Here is a 22595-nt window from a genome sequence, read left to right on the forward strand (position 1 = left end):
AGAACGGGTCTCGCTCGTCGTGTCGGGCTTCTCGTCCATGAGGAAGTCCGTCCAGCCGGTCACGGGTCCTGCGGGTCGGGCAGGTGGGCCAGGACGAGGCTTCCCGAGGAGGACGCCCGGTCCCAGGCCGAGCGTCTCGCCGGCGACGTCCTGCCGGTGCTGCGCGCCGCGACCGGCTGAGGCATCAGGTGAGGGTGGTCGCGTCGCCGATGGCCTGGTCGAGGATGGCCAGGCCGAGGGAGATCTCCGCTTCGGTGGCGGTCAGCGGCGGCGCGATCCGGAACACGCCGCCCATGCCCGGCAGCTGCACGATGTTCATGTGCAGGCCGAGCTCCAGGCAGCGCCGGGTGACCAGTCCGCCGAGCTCGTCGGAGCCGCGCTGCGTCTCGGGGTCCGCGCCCAGCTCGAGCCCGGCCAGCAGGCCGCGCCCGCGGACGTCCCCGACCACCCGGTGCCGCCGCGCGATGTCCTCGAGGCCGTCGCGCAGGAGGCCGCCGAGCTCGGCGGCGCGCTCGTCCAGCCGGTCCCGGGTCAGCACGTCGAGGACGGTGTTGCCGACCGCGGCCATCATCGGGTCCGCGACGTGGGTGGTGAAGAACAGGAAGCCGCGGTCGTGGGCCTCCTGCTCGATCTCGGCGCTGGTGAGCACCGCGGCGAGCGGAAGCCCCGCGCCGAGGGTCTTCGACAGCGTGAGGATGTCCGGGACGACGCCGTCGCGCTGGAACGCGTACCAGGCGCCGGTGCGGCACAGGCCGGTCTGGGCCTCGTCGAGGATCAGCAGCATGCCGCGCTCGTGGCATTTCTCCCGTAGCGCGGCGAAGTAACCTTCGGGCGGTTCGATGATCCCGCCCGCACTGAGGATCGGCTCGACGATGCAGGCGGCGAGGCTGCCGACCGACTGGGCGTCGATCAGCTCGAAGCCGAAGTCCAGCTGCCGCCGCCAGTCGAGTTCACCGTCGGCGGTGGTGAAGTCGGGCCGGTAAGCGTTGGGCACGGGGATGGCGAAGTTGCCCGGGGCGGCCGGGCCGTAGCCCTTGCGGCCCGCGCTGTACGTCGCGGACGCCGCGGCCTGCGTCATGCCGTGCCACGAGCGGGCGAAGGACACGATCTCGTGCTTGCCGGTGACGAGCTTGGCCAGCCGGATCGCGGCCTCGTTCGACTCGCCCCCGGTGGTCAGCAGTAGGGCCTTCTCCAGGGGAGGCGGCAGCGTCTCGGCCAGCCGCCGGGCGAGGTCGACGACCGGACGGCTCAGCATGCCGCTGAACAGGTGGTCGAGCCTGGCCACCTGCTCCCGTACGGTGGCCACGATCTCCGGGTGCGAGTGGCCGAGGATCGCGCTCATCTGGCCGGAGGTGAAGTCGAGGATCTTCCGGCCGTCCTCGGTGTACAGGAAGCTCCCGGCGGCACGGTCGATGATCTCGCCGGTGAACTCGCCGGCGCCGGAGTAACGCACGAGATGCCGGTCGGCGTCGACCCAGAAGGCTTCGGCGGACAGCGGGGCGGAGGTCGGAACAGCCATGTCCCCGACCGTAAGAGCCCGCCGAGTGACACGTCCATCTCACGATCCCGGCGGTCCTGTTCGGAAGAACCGCACAATGGGCTTGTGATGTTCAACCCATGGCGGCTGCGGCTGCTGGTTCAGCTGGACACCCTGGGCACCGTACGCGCGGTCGCCCAGGCCGCGAACCTGAGCGCGTCGAGCGTGTCCCAGCAGCTGTCCGTGCTGGAGACGGAGACGCGCACGCGGCTGCTGGAACGCACCGGCCGGCGGGTCCGGCTCACCCCGGCCGGCCTGATCCTGGCGCGGCGAGCCCGGGAGATCCTCGACCACATGACCGTGGTCGGGGCGGAGCTGCGCGGCCTCGGCGAGGAACCGGCAGGGCTCGTCCGGCTGGGCGTGTTCCAGAGCGCGATCCACAGCCTGGCCGTCCCGGCGATCACCCGGCTCGCCGAGGCGTACCCGCATCTCGACGTCGAACTGCTGGAGCTGGAACCACACGAGAGCATGCCCGCCCTGCGCGTGGGCGACGTCGACGTGATCATCACGACCACGGACTTCGTCGAGCAGCCGCTGGGACCCGACCTCGACATCGTGCCGCTGGCCACCGACCCGATCGTGCTGGTGATGCCGCCCGGCCACCCCGCCGCGGGCCGCGGGCCGGCCGACCTGGCCGCCTTCGCGGACGAGCCGTGGGCGTTCGACATGCCCCAGTCCTACATGGCGAACCTGGCCACCCGCCTGTGCCGCGAAGCCGGGTTCGAGCCGCGGGTGGTGTGCCGCTTCAGTAACTACCTGCTGACCATGCAGCACGTCGAGGCCGGCCTCTCCATCGCGCTGCTGCCGGGCCTGGCCGTCGACCCGCGGTACCGGGTCGCCACCCGCGGCCTCGCCGCCCCGGTCACCCGGACCATCACCGCGGCGATCCGCCGCGGCTCACCGCCGCGGGCGGCCGTCAACGTGGTCCTCGACGCCCTACGCCACGACCCAGACCATCCCGAACTGACGCCACCGGCCCATCCTGGAAGTGTTCAGCACCTTCCGGGCGACGCCCACGCAGGGCACCGGAAAATGAGCACTGGGGAGGTATCACATGACGCATGACCAGCACGGCCACTCCGCCACCGCCGTTCAGCTGAACCACACCATCGTCTACGCCAGCGACCGGCGGCGGTCGGCCGAGTTCATCGCCGGGATCCTGGACCTGGAGGTCGGCGCGCCGTTCGGGCCGTTCCTGCCCATCGACCTCGGCAACGGCGTGACGCTCGACTACTTCGAGAGGCGCGACGAGCCGGTCCAGCCGCAGCACTACGCGTTCCTCGTGCCGGAGGGGCGGTTCGCCGAAATGATCGCCCGCTTGGAAGCGGCCGGCGTCACGTACTACGCCGACCCCCGTCACTCCGAACCCGGCCGGACCAACGACCTGTACGGCGGCCACGGCGCGTACTTCGACGACCCGGACGGCCACAACATGGAGATCATGACCCGGCCTTACGCACGCCCCTAGCAGGCGGCCGAGCATCTTGCGCCTTAGGTCCGACGGACGAGGGCGGATCGGTCTCTGGGCCGGTGCACGCGGGCCGACCCGTGGTCGACGATCGGGGACATGGACGGAAACGGCACGCTGGAAGAGGCCTACGAACGGCTCCATCAGACCGGACCGGAGTTCGAGGGCTGGCTCACCAATCACGGGCCCATGGCGGTCGAGGCCATGGTCCGGCACGGGCATTCGCGGCAGGTCCACTAGCGATCGACACAAACTATTACACTTTTGACTGCCGCTCCATGGCGGAGACCGGTTGCGGCAGCTCCGCATCGACCGTCTGGAGTGCCTTCTCTATTGCAGCGGTCGCGTCGTTCGCAGCTTCGACAGCTAGTTGCCTGGCCAAGTGCGGCCCTTCGCCAGGAATTCTATGTGTGCCAAGACTTGTGAGCCAGCTGCTCGCAAGCACATTGACTACCTCAAGCGCCTCGTAGGCTTCGGCAAGATCATCAATAACGGACAGTGTTCGGATCCACTTCAGGTCGCCGCTCGAGGTCAACGCGTTCCACCGGCCCACGTTATAGTGAAACCGCGTAAGGGTGCCGCTGGCCATCTCTTGGAGCCCTGGAAGCGATGACGCGAGTTCCCGCCCTACGACTGTCAATGTCCGAGCCCGCATATCAGCCGCCAGGCGCTCCTCTTGCTGCCTCTGCTTTCGCCGTTCAGCCGCCGATGCCCGATCTGCAAGCCAGGCAGCTATCGGCAGACCAATCACAACCCCCATCACGGTGGCGAGCCAACCGCCCATCAATTGGATCATATAGCTGGACGTAAGCCATGTTTTCTCATTTTTAAAAATTTGGTACACGCCATACCACGCCGCCGGCGCAATACCCGCGATAAGACCGACTAGCATCCAGACTCGAACGTCTTTTAGAAAACGCCATGACCCAGCTTTAGTCATCTTTGCGCTCCCGATAAAGTGACCTGGCTAGCCGAAAGCCCGCCCGCCCGATCTGAGCCGTCGCCTCGTCGCGCCCACGATAGGTGATACGCAACAGGAACGGCGGATTTATATAAGATCCACCCCGGACAACCCTGTACAGACCTGGACGTGAGAGCATCTCATTCTCTCTGCCATCAGGCCGGTAAGGATAGGCGAATTCCTCTCCATTAGCTCCGGTCGCAGCCGTGGACGTCCACTCCCAGATATTGCCACACAGGTCGGTAGGCAGTTCGCTGCGAGGACCGAGATACCCCTCATAACAACCAACTGGCACAGCGTGACCGAAGCCCGATGCCGCCGAGTTACATGCCTGAACATCAAACTCGTCCCCCCACTGAAACCAACCGATGGAGCTGTATCGAGCAGCCGCTTCCCATTCAGCCTCTGTCGGCAGTCGATAGAAAAAACCTGACCGAGCGCTGAGCCAGCGACAGAAAGCATGCGCTTCGTACCAACTGACATGAGTTTGCGGGAGATTACCAATACTATTGGAGCGGAGATGACTCACCTCTCGGCGATCCCTCTTCCACTCAATTCCTGCAGGTAGCCACCATGCGTCGTCACGATAACCGTCCGCCGCGTCGACAAACGCCTTGAATTGCGTCACAGTCACCGGATAGCGAGCGATTTCAAAGTCCCGTAGTTCAAGGGTTCCATCGGGCATCTCCCGTCCAAAGGCCCAGCCGCGAGCCCAGGGCTGTTCGGAGATCTGAGCAGCTAGATCGTCCGTCGCTCCTATGGTGTAGATACCTGCTGGAATCCAGCACATCGTCGGCGTCGGCACACCACTTTCGTCCACGCCGATACCCGGACGGCGGTCTCCGATCGCTCCCAAGCAATATCCGCAGTCAACGCGCTCGGGTGCTTGTAGGTTACGGCTGCTCATGATTCCTGGCAGCTTATGCCTGAGATCGTCGATCAGGGGAGCTTCGCGTATACCCATGCGCCGGTACATACTGCTATCAAAGATTAGACGGCTGGCCAGCCAAAGATTCCAGTCAGCCGATTGCTGGTCGCTCGGCTCAGACGTCTCCCGCCGAACCAGTTCGGCCACCAGGTCCCACGCCTTATCCCGGCCGCCCTGGCCGTTGAGGATTTCACCGAGCATCAGGCAAGGCTCGCGCCAGAGCAAAGGCGAGCTTTCAAAGATGCGCCTTACCTTTCGGGATGCCGTGCAGCTGTCATCCGTGTCATCAGCCTCGTCAAGTAGGGCCGCCATATAACCTGCGGCAAAGTATTCTTGGAAGCCTCGATGCGCGAAACGGAAGTGCTCTGGGTCTTGCGCGATCAAGACGCCGGCATACTCTGAGAGGTACGCCAGCACCTTATGAGGGTCGGTCTGGGCTCCAAGCCGGAATAGCTCTGTGACGAGTACTGAAAACTCAATATCGACTGCACCAACCTCGGCACCGGCCCCTTGGCAATGAGTCTCGTACGCTACTCGGCGTAGTCGATGTTCAATGTCCTGCCGTGTGCAGCCAAGCAACTCTGTCAGTGGCGGCTCGTCCGCGGCGCTGGATGTCCACCGTTCGAGCAGCAGGTCAATGCTTTCCCGGTAGAGGTCCGCACGTGTATTTGGTAGTGCGTTACGGCTTTGCGTCCAATAGAGCGATGCCATAAGCGAGACAAACAGTGGATAGTTCCGCAACGATTCTGGCACCATGTCAAGCGCGTCGCTTAGCGCATTGATCTCAGTGCTCAACTCATTTTGAGCTAAAGCACGGGTTCGGCCGAGATTGGTAAGCAAGCGCCGCACGTCTTGGGCCCGAAGCGGCATGATCGAAACACGCTGAAACCCTTCAATAATCCAGTCTCTATATGCGTAATCTCTGCCAGACATCATGATGGGCGACTTCGGACAAATGACATTTAGGGCGCGAGCCAAGTCACGAATCTGACGTCGACGCTTTGTTAATGATCCTCGGCCCTGCGGAACTGGTATCTCGTCTATGCCATCAAGCATGATAATAGCCTGGCCACGCAGCGCCTCTCGCCTTAAGATCGAGCTTACTGGCGACGGACTCAAACGATCGAACTCGTAACTCAAGTAATTCCAAAGGAGACTCTCGTCGACAACGTCATCGACGTCGATACCGTCGCCGTAGCTAAAAACCTTGCGGAGCTCTACATAGATCGGCACCATCGGCGGCCTGAGCATCCCTAGCATGTGGCCAGCCGGTGGATCATCCGCTCCTAGCAACCGAGAGGCCTCGACCTGCGCTGCATATCGCAAGAAGGTGCTTTTGCCACTACCCGGCGCACCGAGTAGTATCAGGCGACCCCAAAGGTGTGCGGCGTCCTCGGCACAAAGAGGCCAGAAACGCTGACGTGTGCCGTCATACCACGGCGGAGCAGCTATAAGCGGGCGTGTCGCAGGATCCATATAATCAGCATCAACTCCCCGCGATATAGCCTCCGTGATAACAGCGGTAAGTTGAGACATAGCCTTATGGTTCGCGGCGTCGAAAGTAGCAGTACGGGCAGCGCCACGCTCCCGTGCATATGACTGGGGCGAATCCGAAGCCGCTGCGGAATTGTCTTCAAGCCACGCATCCGCCACGACGCCATCCTGTATGGTCACAGACACGGCGACGTCCACCGGAACGGGTACGTACACCTCGTCGAGGGCGACACGATCCCGCCGTCCAGGACCGGTAATAACGTCCGTGTAACCAAGCCGTGCCTTAACCTTGCGCAGATAGGCCGTCAGTGCCTCGTCGAGGTCGCTTTGTTGTCCACCAGCCTGCAGACTTCGCAGCTCGTGGGCGAGTCTGCCGCCTGCGCCAGATGCAGGATCGGAAGCCACTTGACCCTCCTTACGCCGACGAGCTAAGCGCGTTCTTCGGGAAGGCTCAGACACACATTGCCATGATACATTATCACCTATGTGCTTCCCCTCGTAGCGTGGAGACCTGGACCAGAGAGATGGTTGGGTCGTGGGAGATAAGAAACGCCGGTTCGATTCGGAGTTCCGCGCCGGGGTGGTGCGGATCGTTAAGGAGACCGGCAAGCAGGTCGCGCGGGATTTGGGGATCAACCCCCACACGCTTCACAATTGGGTGAAGGCCGACCGCGAACGCGGCGGTGAGGGCGGGGTCGGCGCGCTGAAGGACGCCGAACGCTATGGGCTGACCGAACTGCGCAGGTTCAAGGCCGAGGTTGCTCGTGAGCACGCTCGTCAAAAAGCCGAGCGGGAGAAGGAACGCGCTGAGCTTGAGATAGAGCGTGAGGTGCTCAAGCGATCAGTGGTCCTGCGGGTGAAGGACTCGATGAACGGGTGATCGTCGCGGCATTCATCGCGTCCTGCAGGACCGAGCATGGCATCCAGCACACGATCGCCTGCCGGGCTTCGGAGATGTCTGAGTCCTGGTTCTACAAGCAGATCAACCGCACACCGACCGCCCGCAAGCAACAGCGGGCCCGGTTGGATGCCGAGATCGAGCGGCCGTTCACCGCCTCGGACGGCACCTACGGCTCACCACGAATCACCAGTGACCTGTGGGAGGCGGGCTGGAAGATCTCGGTCAACACCGTCGCTGCGCAGATGGTCGAACTCGGGCTGGCCGGTCGCCCGCCCAAGCGACGCGGATCCTTGACCCGTCAGGGTCGCCGGCCAGCCGCACCTGACCTAGTACGCCGCACCTACACCGCCGTGGCGCCGGATGTGCTGCGGTGCACGGACGTCACCCAGATCGACACCGGCGAGGAAACGTTGTATCTGGCGACGGTGGAGGATTTGTTTTCGAAGCGGATGCTCGGCCACGCAGCGAGCGGGCATCACGATGCGTCCCTGCAGATCGCCGTCGCCACGCGCGACGATGACGTCGATGGGGGGGATCTTCCACAGCTACGGCGGGTCGGGAGTACACCGCGGCCCGCACTGCGACGGCCTGTGGTGCCCTGGGCGTGGTGCAGTCGAGGAGCCGGGCCGGGTACGCACTCGACAATGCCGCCGCCAGGCGTTCAACTCGATGTTGAAGATCGAGTTCGTCCACCGGTAGCACTTCGCCACCTGGGCCGAAGCCCGCATCAAGATCAATACCTGGATCGTCGACTTCTACAACACCTACAGAAGACGCAGTGCCAGGGCCGGCGTTGCCTCGATCACGTTCGAGCATCAGATGACACAAGCGAGGAGGGCATCAACGGTCCAGCTCAGGGCCGAAGTGGCAAAACATAGTCTCCACGCTTTGAAGGGATTGACACCTATGTCGCGGCAGATTCCTATTATCCTGGCATCTGGATCCGCTCTCGCCGGCAGCGCGCCGCCAATAGTCATGAAGGTGCTACCACCGACCGACGTCGCAACGTTACTGATCCTCCGTTTCTCCGGGCAGGGCATTCTACTATTATTGATCATTTGGCTACTAGATAGCCGCAGCATATTTCCGTCAGGTTTCACTTTAGTCGCAGGGCTTTGCTTCGCAACCTACAGCCTCACCTTCTTTGAAGCTATCGCAACTACCTCTTTGTCGCACGCCGTCATCCTGTCGTCCCTCTATCCCCTAGAACTTCTGGTGTTGTCTCTTATAACGAGACGCCAAAGGGTCCACGCCGCTGACGTTCCGGCATTGGTATGTGTAACCGCCGGTTTGTTGGCTCTTTGGGATGGTAGGGAGCTACAGTCCGGCGACCTTCTGGCCGCTCTCAGCAGTCTCGCGTTTGCTGGCTACATTGTCGCCAACAACCGCGCGGTTTTCCATCGATCGTTGAGAGAGGCCATAGCCCATCAAGCTTATGTATCGGTGTCGTGCGCCGGAGCGATCGTTCTGCTGACACCAGCGATACTACACAGCTCGTCCACATTGCGAACGGCGATAACGGGTTCATGGAAACCAGCCGTCTGCATTGCACTAGTAGGAGCACTCAGCAATTCGCTTCTAACGATGGCCCAGACATCACTGTCTCCCCTAACCGCAAGCATCATCGCGGTATCTTCGCCTGTAATCGCAGCCCTCATCGGCGCCTTTGTCTTTGACCCGGGCCAACTCCTGTCGGCCACAATAGGATGCTGCCTGTGCGGACTCGGCTTAGTGATCATCAGCTACCGCCAGCGCCGTCTACCCCTCAACAAGACTTAGCCTCTCTCCGAGGCGCTCAACTAGTCTCGCCTCCTCACGCATCCATTTACCCAAGATATTAGGATATGCGGCGTTGTAGCTCGCTAGCCGATCCATCAGATCAATATCCGACCCATAGTAACGCGAATGATACATCCCAGGATGTTGGATTTCAATTCCTCTACAACTGCCGTCTTCAGCCGCTACCCTATGCAGGGTAGTCATCAGCAGCACGAGTTGAAGTGCATTAATGCACGCGACTATTTTCATGATACAATCGCTTGGCGCAAGGCTCTCTAGTATCGCCATACTCATGATCGGACCCGCGTCCAATCTTGGCGTAATCTGATGAACCGTTACGCCTTGCGGCCAGCCGCGCTGCACGGCCCACGCCACCGCATCCAAACCACGATTTTGCGGTAAAACACCTGGGTGTACATTGAGGATCGGACAGTCGGCACTTTCCAGCACCCGTTCCGGCAATGCGCGTGCACCTAGAATAACTCCGATGTCAGCCCTAAACGCTGACAGGATATCTGTGCATTCGAGGCTATCGTGGGCAGCAGAAATGTACCGAGCGCGGCTCGGTCCGCACGCACTCGACGCGGCACCTGATGGAATATGCCTAGTCTTATGACGATTCGGCGACGCACCCGCTTCAAGGGGCACATATGGAGCCCCTATAGCCAGCAGCTCAGAAAATAATCCGCATGCAATAAGATGCGCGATACCATGCCATGACTTCCAGTGTGGAAAGTCGTATACAAAAGCAACGCAGCGCATATCAATCGCAATCCAAAGATGTCAGCTCATGATTAGCGAAAACCCGCCATCCACTACGATTGTTTGGCCAGTAATGCACGTTGTTGAGGCCAAGAAGACATAACTGTCGGCCAGTTCGCCTGCAGTAATGAAACGCTTCAATGTTGTCGCCTCAACGAACGAATTTCGGAGGTCTACCGGCATCGAAGCATAGTTCGGTGTCCAAACAAAACCTGGCGCTACGGCGTTAACCAAGATATCCGGGCCGGTCGTCTTCGCCAATGTGCTTGTATAGTTGACCAAGGCGGCCTTCGCCATGCTGTAAGCCATAATCGCAGGTCGGCCGCTTGCCCAAAGGCCGCGGACCGAGCTAGTATTGACGATCCATCCCCTGCTGCCGCTCATCACCTTGAGTGCCGCTTGACTGCAGTATACTGCTGAATAGAAGTTCGCTGCGAACGCAGCTTCCCAATCTGTGGCCCCCAGATCGTCAGCGGGGCCGCCGCCGACGGTAGCGCCAGCAATATTTAGCAGTACGTCCACCGTGCCAAACTCACGAACGGCGGCTCTCATAAGTCCCGCTGCGCCATCTTGACTAGAAACGTCTCCATTATGGTGGTAAACTGTTGCGCCTGCTGTTCGAAGCTCATCCACCTGTTCCTCACAGCGTTCGGGTCGCGTATGAGAGTTCAATACAAGCGAATGGCCTTCAGCGGCAAACCGCTTCGCCACGGCAGATCCGATAGCACCCGAGGCACCGGTTATGACGACAGTTTTTCCTGTCTCGGTCATTCCTTAGACCCTCCGAGCTCTTCCGAATCTTCCTTCATCACTATATAGACTTGAACGGTCAGAGTCGAGGCACCTGGTATGATGTCCGACAGTCCGCGCTCCCCGTATGCCCATTCCGGGCTAAGCACGATTCGTCGTTCGCTGGCCACGCGCATACCCACTACCGCAGCATCGACACCTTTGAGGACTTCGCCGGCTCCGATACGGAACCGAAACGGTACTGTTCTTTCCCAAGAACTGTCCGTCCATCGCGGTTCGCCTTCGCGGATATCGCCAAGCGCCACCTGGTAATGGACCCGTACGGTATCACCTACAGCAATAGGCTCGCCATCGCTCTTACGAAGATCGCGATATAGCAGGCCGGCTTCGATCTCAATCCACGGCGCGGCGGCTTGAGGGGCTATCTTGTTACTCATTCTCCCTGTCACTCTAAGACCAGTTCGTCGAAAAGTCGGCTAGCATAAGGCGCTCGAAAACAGATTCGTTCATACTCAGTCCGAGTGTTTCTCTCAGGACAAATTTGGCCTGATGCAGGAACATCTGGTGTCCAGGCGAAACATTTAGACCAAGCCGCGCCGCATCAGTCGTTAGCTGGGTCTCTAGAGGTACGAAAGTCACATCCACGACATAGCTGAATCTACTGAGCAGCGCTTCTGAAAAATGGTAGCTATCCCCGACATTCCACGGAGATCCGATGCTAGTCGCATTAATGAGAATTTCACCTTCGGCGCTAGCAGCCAGCTCCGCAAGTGGCAATACGCTTTCGACTGCTGCAAACTTAGCTGCCAGATTCTCTGCCCGTTCGACTGTCCGATTGAAGATCCGTATCCGCGGACTTTCTGTAGAATCTGTCTGGAGAACTTTAAGGAGCGCATGTACGACCGTTCCTGCGCCGATGATGACGAGTTTCCTCTGGCGAAAATCCGGGCAGATCCGCTCGATCGCGTCACGCAGACCAAAGCCACCTTGGTAGGCGCCCCATAGTTTTTCGTTTTCGAATGCGACCATTCCGACAACGCCGACTTCTTCGGATACCGGGTGGAGTTCGTCGAGAAGCGTCGGAACTGTGGGGTCACTTTCAAACGAGCCAGCCACTACAGCCCCCGGCAAGCCTAAGCTTCGAAGCCCTTGTATAAGCTTCTTTGGATCCGAGTTATGAAATAGTGCATATATTGCGTTTGCATTCGTTTCTCGAAAGTATGGATTGTAGATATTAAGTCCTCGCCCGTTCCGCTGTGGATGCAAGCGTGCCAAAACTCGCGTATCTACATTTATGGCATTCATTTCCGTTTTCCCGAAACCCATTAGCGCCGCCCGGCTGCCTCGGAGCCTGGTCGACACCTACTGGTAACTGATTGTACTATCATTCGGCACGCGTGTGTCTTCATCTGGCGAGTTTGGTCGCCTCAATCCGACTGACCACTCATGCAGAGGGGCCACGGCTAGCGGGGTGGAGTGAGGTGACTACCACACGAGCCTGTTTCTGCAGGTAAGCCGTTGATCGTTTGCGGTGGCGTGTTCTCGTTCGGTGTTTCGTCGAGGATCGTGCGTAGGATTCCAGACCCACGCAGCGGCGGGTTTGGTTCCATAGGTCCTGTTTCCTGGATCTCCTGACGTGATCATGCGTTCGCGTTCAGCCTGGTCGGTGTGGGTGGCCGAGGGGATTTAACGAATGCCGAGTGGGAGCGGTTGCGGCCGTTCCTGCCTCGTGGTGGTGGGCGTGGTGGCCGGTGGAGCGAGCATCGGAAGGTCATCAACGGTGTGCTGTTCCGGGCCCGGACCGGTGTGCCGTGGCGAGATCTGCCAGAACGCTTCGGGCCATGGGAGACGGTCTACAAACGGCATCGTCGCTGGTCGGCCGATGGGACCAGGGCGTTGCTGCTGGCGCAGGCGGCCCAAGACGCCGGGGGCGGGATCGACTGGGATGTGTCAGTGGACTCCACCACGGCGCGGGCCCATCAGCACGCTGCTGGCGCACGGGCCGGCACCCCCGCCGGTGGTTGCTCCTCAAAAGGGGCCCCACGGCGGGACAAAGCGGGGCGATCCGGTACTGCGGAGTCTGTCCGCCCGCCTGGCGGAGGTGGTCCAGCAGGTGAGTGCTTAGGCCGTTCACGCGGTGGCTTCAGCACGAAGATCCGCCTTTCCGCCGACGGCCGGTGCCGCCCTCTCTCTGGTCCTCACCCCTGGGCAGTACGGGGACAGCCCGCGGTTCCAGCCTGTGCTGGAGAAGATCTCGGTGCCCCGGATCGGGCCGGGCCGGCCTCGTACCCGGCCCGGCAGTGTGAGTGCCGACAAGGCGTACAGTTCTCGCGGTAACCGCCGGTACCTGCGGCGACGTAAGATCCGGCATGCCATTCCCGAGCCGAAGGACCAGCGGGCCAATCGCCGCAGGCGCGGCTCGGCCGGTGGCCGTCCGACCGGCTTTGACAAGCAGCGGTACAAGAAGCGCAACGTCGTTGAGCGGGCGATCAACTGCCTCAAGAACTTCCGGGCCGTGGCGACGCGCTACGACAAACGCGCCTACGTCTACCTCGGCACCGTCACCATCGCCGCTCTCGCGATCTGGCTTCGCACATGATCCAGGAAACAGTCCCTAGTTCGGCGACACGGTGCGTGAATCTCGGATTCAGCGAAGACTGAACAAGATGTCGAGTATCTTTGTCCCGGCCATTCCGTCGCCGAAGGCACCATCTCCCGCGCTAAACCGACAAGGGTCCTCGGCCCAAGAGAGACCTGCTTCGAGCTGCTCAAGGTTCTCGCCGACGCAGACCGTCCCACCGACGTCAACCAACTCAGGCCACCAACAAGTGGCACTAGGAACAAGGCATCGACGACCAAGATAGTACGATTCACGTTGCAAACCGCCGGAGTCCGTCACGACGCACCGGGCATCGTTGACGAGCCCAAGCATTTCGGCATGAGTGACGGCTGCTACTACGCGATCCGCACGCTGAACATAGCTCCGATGCTCGGCGGATCTGTACTTCGGATGCTCCACGATGATGGACTCCATACCCCGGCGCCGAACCGCTCTGGTTATACCTTCCACCAGTTGGTGGTACCGCTCGTGGTTCGGAAGGTGGTGCAGCGCTATGACTACCTGTCGACGGGCCCGCGGGGTCGGCGACGGCCTCGTCTTCTGCCAGGCATGAACTAGATCTAAATAGAGATCACCCACGAAGTGCGAACCATTGAGCCGCTCTTTTTGCAGCTGCGCGAACGTTCGCTGGGAGGCCGCAAGACGCAGCGCTGCGACACAGTCGGTCGCTCGTGCTATGACGGCCTCTGGCCCGAAGTCGAGCGGCATCCGCATGCCGGCTTCGATATGACACAGCGGTAGGCCGAGGTTTGACGCGGCTAGTGCCGATGCGAGGGTGGCTTCGGCGTCTCCTATGACAACTACCCAATCAGAGGGCGACGCGTGGCCCCTGAGCCACCGCTGAGCATTTTGATATATCGCCGTGCTAAGGCACGCCGGTTCGCCACCTTGGCCGGTTTCGAGTCGCGCGACGACGTGCTGCCAGTACGAAGCGCCGATGTCTCGAGACAGCGACGCATCGTAGTGTTGGGTAACCTGCAATACCTCGATTTGGGCCTGCAGCGTACTTTTGCGACGTCGGTTGGCGTCAAATAGGGCTTGCAGCTTGACGAAGTTAGGCCTGACGCCAGCAAATGCGAATAGTTTCACAACGGCCTCTAATCTTGAGAAATCAGGGCAACCGTTCCACTAGTTGTTTAAATGTCAATGGAAACAGCGCTTTCGCGCAGTTGTTGCAACGTTGCATTCTCGGCACGGCCGGCAAAGCTGCGCAGTTGTGCTGCTGGCGTCTCTCCCGCTTCTAGCCACCATAGCGGATGTACCAGGATGTGCAGGTTGCGACGTTCATGAAACGCGCTCGAATCAAGCGGCGATCCATTGGCCCATCTCCCGCGCGAATCTGAGAAGTAGAGAAACGCGGTCGTCCAAGGCTCATCGTATGTCGTATGAATGCCGATCCGGCCAGTCCACTTTTGGATCTCCGACAGCGAGCGCCTCGGCCGATGAAGACTCGTCAGAGTGGTCAGGCAACTGGGCACTGCCAGCTGGAGGATGCCGGTCTCTCTGGCTACGTGCACGGGTTCGATAATTTGGTACAACGAAGGGTCGAAGTGCAGGCCAATATCATGACCGCATTCAGCGATAGCGGCGAGTTGCTCGCATGACTGTTGGGCGATGACATTGTAGAGCGGTGAGCGCGCCTGAGCGAAATACGATGTGCGCATGCCGTTCTGCGCCTCCCACGCCGCCATCCGAGCGGCAAGCGCTAACGAGAAATCGATATCATGCCTCAAGATCACATTAGATTCATGCGAGTGCACGGCACTAGATTCGCTGAATGTCCGGAAGGTGTAACCGGCCTCGGCGAGGCAATCGATCAAGGCCTTATAGTCATCAAATTGCATACCTATAACCCGCCACCCACGTTCACCTGCCATTCTGCAATCATCTCAGCGACGCGCGACACAGCAGATCCAGAGAGACCAGGATAGCAGGGCAACGACAAAACCTCACGGCAGGCCTGCTCTGCGATAGGAAAGTCGCCCTGCCGATAGCCTAGCATTGAAAGGGCTGGCTGGAGGTGTAGCGGCCGCGGATAGTGTACTGCGGTTCCGATCCGGGCTTGGCATAGGTAGTCACGCAGCGAATCCCGACCATCCGGTACGCGCACAGTGTACTGGCTGAATGCTCCCTTCGCGCGCTCATCTTCGTCAAGTGGACGGCAGGCTGATCGGGGAATGGCATCGGAGTAAGCATCTGCAATCGCTCGCCTCTGGCGAATCCAGGCGTCAAGGCGAGGCAGCTTCACGTTCAGAATTGCAGCTTGAAGTTCGTCGAGGCGGGAGTTAGTGCCTAGTACTGTATACAGGTACTTTTCTAGCGCACCATGTATTCGTAGTCGGCGAACTTTCTGATCGATATCTGCATCGTTAGTCACTACCGCACCACCGTCACCGGCAGCACCGAGCGTCTTCGTCGGAAAGAACGATATGGCGGCGGCATCCCCGAACGTTCCAGTGCGCTGACCGCGCCACGTGCTACCGAGTGCTTGCGCTGCATCCTCTATGAGGGCAAGCCCGCGGTGCCCGGCCAAGGTTCCGAAGGTATCCATGTCGCAGGGCTGACCAAAGATATGGACCACCAGGACTGCGGCGGTTCGATCAGTTATGACCGACTCAACAAATCTCTCGTCCAGATTTAACGTATGCGGATCAATGTCGGCGAAGACCGGACGTGCGCCGACTCGAGTGATAGCCTGCACGGTCGCGATGAAAGTGAAGGGAGATGTCACTACTTCATCGCCTGGTCCGATACCGTTACCCGCCAACGCTAAATATAGCGCATCGGAGCCGCTGGCGACCCCTATGGCGTGCCCACATTGCAGCCATGCGGCCAGAGCGCGCTCAAATTGTTCGGTCTCATTTCCGAGAATATAATCACCACAACGCAACACATTTGACACTGCGATCATTAGTGGGTCCCAGATCGCATCAAGCTCATGACTATTGTCGAAAAGAGGCACCGCCGGCGCTTCAGGAACGTCCATCAGAGTGCTTCCACGAATCCTGATACGGATCTTCGGGATCCGGCCAGCTATTGGAGGGTGTGAACAGCTTTGGGTCAATGTCGTCGGATGGCCCAATGCGGACCTCGCGATCGGCGACGCACGAAGAATCGGCGGCTTCGAGCAGGCTCATCACTCCGAGGGCTATGGCACGGTCTTGGGGCGGCGTTTTGCCAGTAACTAGGTAGCGACAGAAGAGCTCCACCTGACGATCAAGCGGTCGGACAATAGGTGGAGCAATTACATTGAGCTCGGTACTGTCCATAGCGCTACCGTGATTCTTCTCATTAGACTGCATCATATGCACCATTACGGCGCGCTTGCCCTCTTGGCCACCGTTGAAGCGTGCAGTACCATTTCTCGTATACAGTAATAGCCGATGCTCCCGCTCAGGTCCAACCCAGGACACGTGGATTGCAGCACGGGCTCCTGCGGGGAACTTTAGATCGACCGTCGCCAGGTCAGCTTGTGGAGCACCGCGAAGCCGATACTTCTGCGCGAGAAGCGACTCTGGCATTTGGCCCATGAGCGTCAACACGAGGGAAAAGTCATGGACGGCAAAGCTCCATAGGACGTCTTCTTCCCACCGCACACGCCCAATATCGATTCGAGTTGAGCGCAAGTAGCGAGGCTCGCCGAGTTGCCCAGTCCTAGTTTGCTCCCATAGATAATGCACGCCTTCGTGATGAATAAGGAGATGCCCAGACATTAGCGTTGCGTCATTGCCTGCTGCCGTCCTATAGAGTTTAGCGGCTTGTCGTAGCGTCCGCGCTACTGGTTTCTCAACGAGCACAGCCAGACCATAAGATAAAGCACGGACCGCGATGTCAAAGTGAGTAGATGCCGTCGATGCTACAATTATGCCGTCTATTAATGGACCCTTTGCTAGTAGGTGATCAAGCGTTTTGAATCGGGCGATATTGTTGGACGCTGGTGCGGCACTTAGGACAGCCGGATCGATGTCAACCAGAGCTTCGAGCGCCCCGCGCCGAGCCAAAAGCGGTATATAGTTGACCCCCCAATGGCCCAAACCGATTAGCGCGATACGAGGCATGATCGCGGTGCTGCAGAGAAGGATCCCGACGAGCATGCGCTCAAACACGAGTGGAGGGCGCCTTTGATTTTATAAATTGTACTGTCCATTAGCCCACAATCCTTCGCTTTAGCGATCGTTAACCTCCTACGGGCCTTACTCGGCCTCGAGGTTGGACAGCCTGGATTATTTTGAGTATCGCACGCTCCAATTTCAAGCCACATTGCCAGTGGCGAAGCATGCGCTTGATCGCCCGTCCGGATGCGTGCCCCTTTTGTGGCTGTCGATATCATTCGCCAGGCGCAGCCGATTTGAAAAGCTGAGTCACTCACCCAGAGGGCCTTCCATAAACACGGTAGCGCTCTGCAGAGACTGGTCTCCGACGGGCACCTTGCCATCCGCCAACGCGAGGAAATCGGCTTGCCTGGATTCGAGGAACCGCTCGCGCTCGGCCATGAACCGGCGAGTGTGCGGCTGGACCTGATGATGGTTGAGGGCCTCTCTGTCCCGGTACAACTCGTAAAAGATGCGCTCTCGGGGGGCACCGTCAACGCGATGGACTGTGTAAACGATCGTGCCGGGCTCGTACGCCCGGATGCCAGCCGTGGTTGCTGCGACGAGTTCGTCAAACTCTGCTTCTGCTCCAGGATGCAACGTGAAGCGGACGACGATTGCAATCGGCACGATGTGCTCTGACATGTCATCTCCAAGCCTCGCAAGGCATAATCTACCCTTCGGATGAGGCAGATACGAGCTGCCCGGACAGCCGAAGGTGGCCAACTATGCTGCTCTCGGGATACTGCGAGCTACAGCGTCACCGCTCGGGTCTGCGCGCTTTTCGGCCCCTACGTGTCAACTCTGTGGGTGCCCGTAATTGGGTTAACGCTCTACGACCTGGGCGTATTCGTGGAGGAAGCGACAGAGTCGGTCTCGTCGGGCGATCCGAATATCGGTATCGAAGGCCCGGGAGCGAGCGGCGTGGGCGGGCGCTTTCCAGCGCCTGATGTGTGGGCCGCCTCGGGCAATGGCATCGGCGTAGAGCTTGGCGCCCAGGGGTTGGCGCGGCAGGAGTCGGCGGCGAAGTCGCAGACCCCGTCCAGGAGCTGTTGTGATCGCCCAGCGGAAGGCAACTATCTTGTGTCCGCCAGATTTGCGATGGAGAGTGCTAGGGCGCGTCTCGAAGTGAGTGGAGCCATTCGTTGATGGCGGTGATGTGGATGGTGGCCTCGTATCGGACGGCGAGCTTGTCGTAGCGGGTGGCGACGGCGCGGTTGCGTTTGAGCCGGTTGATGCCGCACTCGACGGCGTGGCGTTGCCGGTAGATGACCGTGTCGAAGGTGGGTGGCCGTCCGCGTTTGGATCCTTTGTGGCGTCGGGCCGTGTCCTGGTCGGCCTTGCTGGGGATCGTGGCTTTAATGCTGCGGCGGCGCAGGTAGCCACGGTTGCCGGGGCCAGGACCCGGTCCGGCCTGGTCCGGGGCTGGCCACTGCCCAGGCGGGGCACGTTGATCGCGGTCAGGACTCCGATGAACTGCGGGCTGTCTGCGCGCTGGCCGCCGGTGACCACGATCGACAGCGGCTTTGGGCCTTGTTCGCAGCTCAGGTGCACCTTGGTCGTCAACCCGCCACGCGAGCGTCCCAACGCGTGATCGTCCGGTTCGGGGGCGGCCCCGCCGGGAGGCTCGGTCTGCTCATCGGGCCGGGTGCGGGCCCCGGCGGCGTGCTGGTGTGCCCGGGCGATGGTGGTGTCCACGCTGACATCCCAGGTGATCAACCCGGCCGCATCAGCTCGCGCCTGCAGGCCGGTGAGGATCCGCTGCCACACCCCAGCGCGTTGCCAGCGGCGGAACACCGAGTACACCGCCTGCCAGGAGCCGTAGTACGCCGGCACGCCCCGCCACGGGGCGCCTACCCGCACCCGTCACCGAATCCCATCGATGAGCTGACGCTTCGTCCACTTCGACGGCCGACCCCGTTTCCTTGGCCACCGGCAACAGTGGTTCCAGCCGCGCCCACTGCTCACCGGTCAGATCGGACCGCTTCCTCACCGCTAGGGTGGCCACGAGGCCTCCGGTCCCAGGTTCAGTTTGGTCGCTGAACCTGGGACCGGAGGCCTCGCTACTTACCGATCACGACACGCCGTAACGGCCACAGCCCACCCACACCCGACTTCGAGACGCGCCCTAACCCGGTGAGGCAGGCGAGCGGTGCGGGGCCGGAGAAGCGGACGCAGCCTGCCGTTGGCGTTCGTGCTCACGCCCGGCAACGTCCACGACTGCACCTGCCTGGTCGAGGTCTTCGAAGCGATCCGCGTCCCGCGCCGCAGTCCCGGCCGCCCCCGGATGCGCCCGGGCCATCTGATCGCCGACAAGGGCTATTCGAGCGACAAGATCCGCACCTACCTGCACTCACGGCGGATCGCCCGCGTCATACCCGAACGGGTCGACCCACTGGCGATCAGGGTCCGGCACGGGCACCGCCGCTGCGGCTTCGACCGGGACATCTACCGGCGTCGAACGCTGCTTCAGTCGGCTCAAACGCTTCCGCGGTGTGCGTCTGACGAGCCTTAGGTCCGACGGACGAGGGCGGATCGGTCTCTGGGCCGGTGCACGCGGGCCGACCCGTGGTCGACGATCGGGGACATGGACGGAAACGGCACGCTGGAAGAGGCCTACGAACGGCTCCATCAGACCGGACCGGAGTTCGAGGGCTGGCTCACCAATCACGGGCCCATGGCGGTCGAGGCCATGGTCCGGCACGGGCATTCGCGGCAGGTCCACCGCTGGCTCGACGTCTACGCACGCCGACTGGACGATCTGCCGCGCGGCTCCTCGCCCATCACCGCCGACGACTGGCGTTCGGCGCTGGGCGACCCACACCGTCTCGGCGACTGGCTCGCGTTCTTCGCACGCGAGGTGACCGAACAGCCCTGGCGTACGGTGCTGGCGACCTGGTGGCCACGGCTGCTCCCGGGCATCGCGGCCGGCGCCACCCACGGAGTGATCCGTACCGGCCACGCGGTCCGTGCCCTGCTCGACCACGAGGACGGCCCCCTCCTGGCCGAGCTCGGCCAGGCCCTCGGCTACTGGGCGGCCCGGTGGCAGCAGGTCGCCGGATTCACCGCGCCCTCCGGCACCGCCGGTCCGGCGGCGGCCCTCGCCGCCGTCCCGCGCGTTCCCGAGCAGGAGGCCGGTATCAACCACCGGCTCGGCCAGCTGACCGACCTCGCCGGATGGCCGGCGGCGCTCTCCGCGCTGCGACCCGCCGTCGACGCCGAGCAGGCCCGGGACCTCCTGGCCGACCTGACCACCGCCGCCACCCTGCGGTACCTTCCCAACGCGCACGGCTCGGCCGTCATGCTGGTCCACGCCGCGACCGCGCCCATGGCCGTACTCCGCGCCCTTCCCGCGCTGCCGCGCACCCAGTGGACCGAGAGCCTGTACGCCGCCTGGGCCGCGAGCGCCGCCGTGACCGCCGCGTACGCCCCCGCCGCACCCGCGCCCGGGCACGGCCTGCCCACCGCACCGGACTCGGCCGAAGAGGTATTCGCCCGTGCCGTCCGGCACGGAGACGAGCACGTCATCAAGCTCGCGGACACCGGCCTCGACGTCCATCGGCGAACGGGAGACCCCGACGCCCTCGCCGCCGTCATCCGCGCGACCGAACTCATCGACGAGCTCTGACGGGAGGCTGGGCGGCGTCCGGTCCGCTCAGGCTCTGACACCGTAGCCGCCCAGGGACGGCTCTAGCAGGTCAAAGGCCCGGTCGGCTGCTGCCGCGAGCACCTGGAAGATCTCGTCGCGCGGCCGGCCGGCCAGGCTGTGCGTGGCGCCTTCGGCGAACAGAACCCGGTGAACGGTGCGGCGCCCTCGGCACCTTCCCGCACGCCTCCGCCGCCGGGCTCATCCTGCACGCCAGGCCATATGCGGACACTGAGGCGCGCTCTCCAGACGCGGTTGGTTCGATGTCCTCATGGACGAGGCGCTGGAGTGGGTCGAACGCCGGGTGGCCGACGGAGGTGTCGTCGAGCGGTCGTTCCGGCTCGTCCGGGCGGCGGGCACCGTTCCGGGCGTCCTGTGGCTACCGCCTTCGGTCTCCGCCCCTCCCCTGGTCCTGCTGGGGCACGGGGGCAGCGGGCACAAACGAAGTGAGCGGATCGTCAGCCGGGCCCGGTGGTTCGCGTCCCAGGCCGGCCTCGCGGCACTGGCGATCGACGGGCCGTACCACGGCGACCGCGTTCCCGCCCCGATGGCCGCCGAGGAGTATCAGCCTCGTATGGCGGCGGAGGGGATCGAGGTCGTCCTCGATCGGATGACCGGCGAATGGCGGGCGACCGTGGACGTCCTCGGGACGCTGGGCATCGTGGACACGTCCCGCCTCGGGTACCTGGGCATGTCCATGGGGACGCGGTTCGGCCTTCCCCTCGCGGCCGCCCTGGGAGACGAGCTTCGCTGTGTGGTCTTCGGGAAGTTCGGTCTTCGGCAGTGCGCGGCCATGGACGAGGGCTTGGCCGTACCGGAACGGGTCGCGGAGGACGCCCGGCGGGTCACCGCCCCCGCCCTCTTCCACCTCCAGTGGGACGACGAGGTCTTCCCTCGGGACGGCCAACTGGACCTGTTCGATCGACTGGGATCACCGGACAAACAACTGGTCGGCTACTCCGGTACGCACAGCGAGACCAGGCCTACCGCGCCCGCCCTCTGGCGTGACTTCATCTCACGCCATCTGGCCGCCGCTACCTGACTCCCATCACGTCACCTGCGCCGCGCGCACTTGCCGGATCAATGCTCGGCCGGGTCACAGATCAACGTCTTCTGCCCGGACGTCATCGTGACCTGCGGGTAACCGGCATGCGGGATCGCCGGGAATTTCAGGTCCTTCACCTGCTGCCCATTGGTCACGGTGAACTGCTGGTGCGCCTCCGGTGGCGGCTCGGACTGGTCCGCCATCGACAGGTCGACGCTGATGTTCGCCGGACCGGGATACTGCACGTGAACCCGTGTACCGGAGCTCGCGGTGGTGTACCACGAATGCAGGCACACGCCGAACGCGTGCGTGACACCGCCGGATGATGCGACCGGCCCGGAGAATCCGGGAACGTTCGCGTTGTTCGCCGGAAGGCCTGCGGAGCCGGCCTTCGGCGACTTGGCCGGCGCCGCGGCAGCCGATGTGGCCGGGTGGGCGTTCGAACCGCAGGCCGACGTCAGCGCGAGTGCGGCGACGGTCATGATCATGAGGGGACGCATGCACGTATCATCGTGCAGACGCTCAGTCCCTCGCCAAACGACCCGCCGAAAGCGACGCCCCGCACGCCCGGCCACTCGATGGACTCGTGCTCTCCCACCACCGCGGGTAGGTT

General features: G+C 62.1%; 23 protein-coding genes and 2 pseudogenes. 10 read left to right on the forward strand and 15 right to left on the reverse strand.

Features of this window, described 5'->3' with window-relative positions; all coding sequences use genetic code 11:
* Positions 1–59 precede the first annotated feature (59 nt).
* Both ACQP2O_RS35085 and ACQP2O_RS35090 read right to left on the reverse strand, forming a co-directional pair.
* The gene (locus ACQP2O_RS35085) at positions 60–185 is read right to left on the reverse strand and encodes a hypothetical protein (protein ID WP_433172691.1); all 126 of its coding nucleotides are present in this window, start codon (positions 183–185) and stop codon (positions 60–62) included.
* Positions 185–1519 carry an aspartate aminotransferase family protein gene (locus tag ACQP2O_RS35090; protein ID WP_433172693.1) on the reverse strand — a complete coding sequence of 445 codons (1335 nt, stop codon included), beginning with the start codon at positions 1517–1519 and terminating at the stop codon, positions 185–187. Before ACQP2O_RS35090 ends, ACQP2O_RS35085 begins: the two co-directional genes overlap by 1 nt.
* An 87-nt stretch (positions 1520–1606) precedes the next feature.
* Here ACQP2O_RS35090 and ACQP2O_RS35095 point away from each other — a divergent pair, with 87 nt between their 5' ends.
* The 3 genes from ACQP2O_RS35095 (at position 1607) to ACQP2O_RS35105 (ending at position 3245) form a co-directional block, all read left to right on the forward strand.
* A complete protein-coding gene (locus tag ACQP2O_RS35095) occupies positions 1607–2602 on the forward strand; it encodes a LysR family transcriptional regulator (protein WP_433191257.1) in 996 nt (331 codons plus the stop codon).
* On the forward strand, positions 2592–3005 hold the full coding sequence (locus ACQP2O_RS35100; RefSeq protein ID WP_433172695.1) for a VOC family protein: 414 nt from the start codon (positions 2592–2594) through the stop codon (positions 3003–3005). The genes ACQP2O_RS35095 and ACQP2O_RS35100 overlap by 11 nt, the downstream gene beginning before the upstream one ends.
* A 99-nt stretch (positions 3006–3104) precedes the next feature.
* Positions 3105–3245 (forward strand): hypothetical protein, encoded by a 141-nt coding sequence (locus tag ACQP2O_RS35105; RefSeq protein ID WP_433172697.1) that lies wholly within the window; start codon positions 3105–3107, stop codon positions 3243–3245.
* Positions 3246–3261: 16 nt separating this feature from the next.
* Here ACQP2O_RS35105 and ACQP2O_RS35110 read toward each other — a convergent pair whose 3' ends face one another.
* Positions 3262–3945, reverse strand: a complete 684-nt coding sequence (locus tag ACQP2O_RS35110) for a hypothetical protein (protein WP_433172699.1) — start codon at positions 3943–3945, stop codon at positions 3262–3264.
* Positions 3938–6793, reverse strand: a complete 2856-nt coding sequence (locus ACQP2O_RS35115; protein ID WP_433172701.1) for an SUMF1/EgtB/PvdO family nonheme iron enzyme — start codon at positions 6791–6793, stop codon at positions 3938–3940. The genes ACQP2O_RS35110 and ACQP2O_RS35115 overlap by 8 nt, the downstream gene beginning before the upstream one ends.
* A gap of 130 nt (positions 6794–6923) precedes the next feature.
* Here ACQP2O_RS35115 and ACQP2O_RS35120 point away from each other — a divergent pair, with 130 nt between their 5' ends.
* From ACQP2O_RS35120 to ACQP2O_RS35130, 3 genes are read left to right on the forward strand one after another with little or no spacing between them, the layout of a single operon-like run.
* Entirely contained in the window at positions 6924–7268 is a 345-nt protein-coding gene (locus tag ACQP2O_RS35120) for a transposase (RefSeq protein WP_433172703.1), read from the forward strand.
* The gene (locus tag ACQP2O_RS35125) at positions 7265–8167 is read left to right on the forward strand and encodes an IS3 family transposase (protein ID WP_433172705.1); all 903 of its coding nucleotides are present in this window, start codon (positions 7265–7267) and stop codon (positions 8165–8167) included. Before ACQP2O_RS35120 ends, ACQP2O_RS35125 begins: the two co-directional genes overlap by 4 nt.
* A gap of 28 nt (positions 8168–8195) precedes the next feature.
* Positions 8196–9068, forward strand: a complete 873-nt coding sequence (locus ACQP2O_RS35130; protein ID WP_433172707.1) for a DMT family transporter — start codon at positions 8196–8198, stop codon at positions 9066–9068.
* On the opposite strand, the gene ACQP2O_RS35135 is transcribed toward ACQP2O_RS35130, so the two are convergent.
* From ACQP2O_RS35135 to ACQP2O_RS35150, 4 genes are read right to left on the reverse strand one after another with little or no spacing between them, the layout of a single operon-like run.
* A complete protein-coding gene (locus tag ACQP2O_RS35135) occupies positions 9048–9830 on the reverse strand; it encodes a formyltransferase family protein (protein ID WP_433172709.1) in 783 nt (260 codons plus the stop codon). The genes ACQP2O_RS35130 and ACQP2O_RS35135 overlap by 21 nt on opposite strands.
* Positions 9831–9851: 21 nt before the next feature.
* The gene (locus ACQP2O_RS35140) at positions 9852–10601 is read right to left on the reverse strand and encodes an SDR family NAD(P)-dependent oxidoreductase (protein ID WP_433172711.1); all 750 of its coding nucleotides are present in this window, start codon (positions 10599–10601) and stop codon (positions 9852–9854) included.
* A complete protein-coding gene (locus ACQP2O_RS35145; RefSeq protein ID WP_433172713.1) occupies positions 10598–11017 on the reverse strand; it encodes an FKBP-type peptidyl-prolyl cis-trans isomerase in 420 nt (139 codons plus the stop codon). The genes ACQP2O_RS35140 and ACQP2O_RS35145 overlap by 4 nt, the downstream gene beginning before the upstream one ends.
* Positions 11018–11030: 13 nt before the next feature.
* Positions 11031–11942, reverse strand: coding sequence for a shikimate dehydrogenase family protein (locus ACQP2O_RS35150; RefSeq protein WP_433172715.1), 912 nt, complete (start codon positions 11940–11942; stop codon positions 11031–11033).
* 306 nt (positions 11943–12248) lie between these two features.
* On the opposite strand from ACQP2O_RS35150, the pseudogene ACQP2O_RS35155 reads away from it, so the two are divergent.
* Positions 12249–13110, forward strand: a pseudogene (locus ACQP2O_RS35155) (IS5 family transposase); the annotation flags it as partial.
* A gap of 117 nt (positions 13111–13227) precedes the next feature.
* On the opposite strand, the gene ACQP2O_RS35160 reads toward ACQP2O_RS35155, so the two are convergent.
* The 6 genes and pseudogenes from ACQP2O_RS35160 to ACQP2O_RS35185 all read right to left on the reverse strand — a co-directional run bounded on the left by ACQP2O_RS35160 (position 13228) and on the right by ACQP2O_RS35185 (position 19284).
* Positions 13228–14289 carry a UDP-N-acetylglucosamine 2-epimerase gene (locus tag ACQP2O_RS35160; protein ID WP_433172717.1) on the reverse strand — a complete coding sequence of 354 codons (1062 nt, stop codon included), beginning with the start codon at positions 14287–14289 and terminating at the stop codon, positions 13228–13230.
* Positions 14290–14336: 47 nt separating this feature from the next.
* On the reverse strand, positions 14337–15077 hold the full coding sequence (locus ACQP2O_RS35165; protein ID WP_433172719.1) for a hypothetical protein: 741 nt from the start codon (positions 15075–15077) through the stop codon (positions 14337–14339).
* On the reverse strand, positions 15047–16186 hold the full coding sequence (locus ACQP2O_RS35170) for a DegT/DnrJ/EryC1/StrS family aminotransferase (protein ID WP_433172721.1): 1140 nt from the start codon (positions 16184–16186) through the stop codon (positions 15047–15049). The genes ACQP2O_RS35165 and ACQP2O_RS35170 overlap by 31 nt, the downstream gene beginning before the upstream one ends.
* A complete protein-coding gene (locus ACQP2O_RS35175; RefSeq protein WP_433172723.1) occupies positions 16173–17306 on the reverse strand; it encodes a Gfo/Idh/MocA family protein in 1134 nt (377 codons plus the stop codon). The genes ACQP2O_RS35170 and ACQP2O_RS35175 overlap by 14 nt, the downstream gene beginning before the upstream one ends.
* Before the next feature lie 255 nt (positions 17307–17561).
* Positions 17562–17936 carry a putative quinol monooxygenase gene (locus tag ACQP2O_RS35180; protein ID WP_433172725.1) on the reverse strand — a complete coding sequence of 125 codons (375 nt, stop codon included), beginning with the start codon at positions 17934–17936 and terminating at the stop codon, positions 17562–17564.
* A gap of 466 nt (positions 17937–18402) precedes the next feature.
* Positions 18403–19284: pseudogene (locus tag ACQP2O_RS35185) on the reverse strand (IS5 family transposase).
* A gap of 192 nt (positions 19285–19476) precedes the next feature.
* Between ACQP2O_RS35185 and ACQP2O_RS35190 the strand changes: the two are divergent.
* From ACQP2O_RS35190 to ACQP2O_RS35200, 3 genes are all read left to right on the forward strand, one after another.
* Positions 19477–19806, forward strand: a complete 330-nt coding sequence (locus tag ACQP2O_RS35190; protein WP_433172727.1) for a transposase — start codon at positions 19477–19479, stop codon at positions 19804–19806.
* A 72-nt stretch (positions 19807–19878) separates the two neighbouring features.
* Entirely contained in the window at positions 19879–20919 is a 1041-nt protein-coding gene (locus ACQP2O_RS35195) for a questin oxidase family protein (RefSeq protein WP_433172729.1), read from the forward strand.
* A gap of 289 nt (positions 20920–21208) precedes the next feature.
* Positions 21209–21979, forward strand: coding sequence for a dienelactone hydrolase family protein (locus ACQP2O_RS35200; RefSeq protein WP_433172731.1), 771 nt, complete (start codon positions 21209–21211; stop codon positions 21977–21979).
* Between the two features lie 38 nt (positions 21980–22017).
* Here ACQP2O_RS35200 and ACQP2O_RS35205 read toward each other — a convergent pair whose 3' ends face one another.
* The gene (locus ACQP2O_RS35205; protein WP_433172733.1) at positions 22018–22482 is read right to left on the reverse strand and encodes a hypothetical protein; all 465 of its coding nucleotides are present in this window, start codon (positions 22480–22482) and stop codon (positions 22018–22020) included.
* Positions 22483–22595: the final 113 nt, after the last annotated feature.

Source organism: Actinoallomurus sp. CA-150999 (assembly GCF_050942425.1).
GTDB lineage: Bacteria > Actinomycetota > Actinomycetes > Streptosporangiales > Streptosporangiaceae > Actinoallomurus.

Bases quoted from the DNA above. Each gene is read 5' to 3' on its own strand.
- ACQP2O_RS35100 (WP_433172695.1), top strand. From the start codon at position 2,592: ATGACGCATGACCAGCACGGCCACTCCGCCACCGCCGTTCAGCTGAAC.
- ACQP2O_RS35200 (WP_433172731.1), top strand. From the start codon at position 21,209: ATGGACGAGGCGCTGGAGTGGGTCGAACGCCGGGTGGCCGACGGAGGT.
- ACQP2O_RS35165 (WP_433172719.1), bottom strand. From the start codon at position 15,077: ATGGCAGGTGAACGTGGGTGGCGGGTTATAGGTATGCAATTTGATGAC.
- ACQP2O_RS35180 (WP_433172725.1), bottom strand. From the start codon at position 17,936: ATGTCAGAGCACATCGTGCCGATTGCAATCGTCGTCCGCTTCACGTTG.
- ACQP2O_RS35145 (WP_433172713.1), bottom strand. From the start codon at position 11,017: ATGAGTAACAAGATAGCCCCTCAAGCCGCCGCGCCGTGGATTGAGATC.
- ACQP2O_RS35095 (WP_433191257.1), top strand. From the start codon at position 1,607: ATGTTCAACCCATGGCGGCTGCGGCTGCTGGTTCAGCTGGACACCCTG.
- ACQP2O_RS35090 (WP_433172693.1), bottom strand. From the start codon at position 1,519: ATGGCTGTTCCGACCTCCGCCCCGCTGTCCGCCGAAGCCTTCTGGGTC.
- ACQP2O_RS35085 (WP_433172691.1), bottom strand. From the start codon at position 185: ATGCCTCAGCCGGTCGCGGCGCGCAGCACCGGCAGGACGTCGCCGGCG.
- ACQP2O_RS35140 (WP_433172711.1), bottom strand. From the start codon at position 10,601: ATGACCGAGACAGGAAAAACTGTCGTCATAACCGGTGCCTCGGGTGCT.
- ACQP2O_RS35110 (WP_433172699.1), bottom strand. From the start codon at position 3,945: ATGACTAAAGCTGGGTCATGGCGTTTTCTAAAAGACGTTCGAGTCTGG.
- ACQP2O_RS35205 (WP_433172733.1), bottom strand. From the start codon at position 22,482: ATGCGTCCCCTCATGATCATGACCGTCGCCGCACTCGCGCTGACGTCG.
- ACQP2O_RS35130 (WP_433172707.1), top strand. From the start codon at position 8,196: ATGTCGCGGCAGATTCCTATTATCCTGGCATCTGGATCCGCTCTCGCC.
- ACQP2O_RS35105 (WP_433172697.1), top strand. From the start codon at position 3,105: ATGGACGGAAACGGCACGCTGGAAGAGGCCTACGAACGGCTCCATCAG.
- ACQP2O_RS35195 (WP_433172729.1), top strand. From the start codon at position 19,879: ATGGACGGAAACGGCACGCTGGAAGAGGCCTACGAACGGCTCCATCAG.
- ACQP2O_RS35135 (WP_433172709.1), bottom strand. From the start codon at position 9,830: ATGCGCTGCGTTGCTTTTGTATACGACTTTCCACACTGGAAGTCATGG.
- ACQP2O_RS35170 (WP_433172721.1), bottom strand. From the start codon at position 16,186: ATGGACGTTCCTGAAGCGCCGGCGGTGCCTCTTTTCGACAATAGTCAT.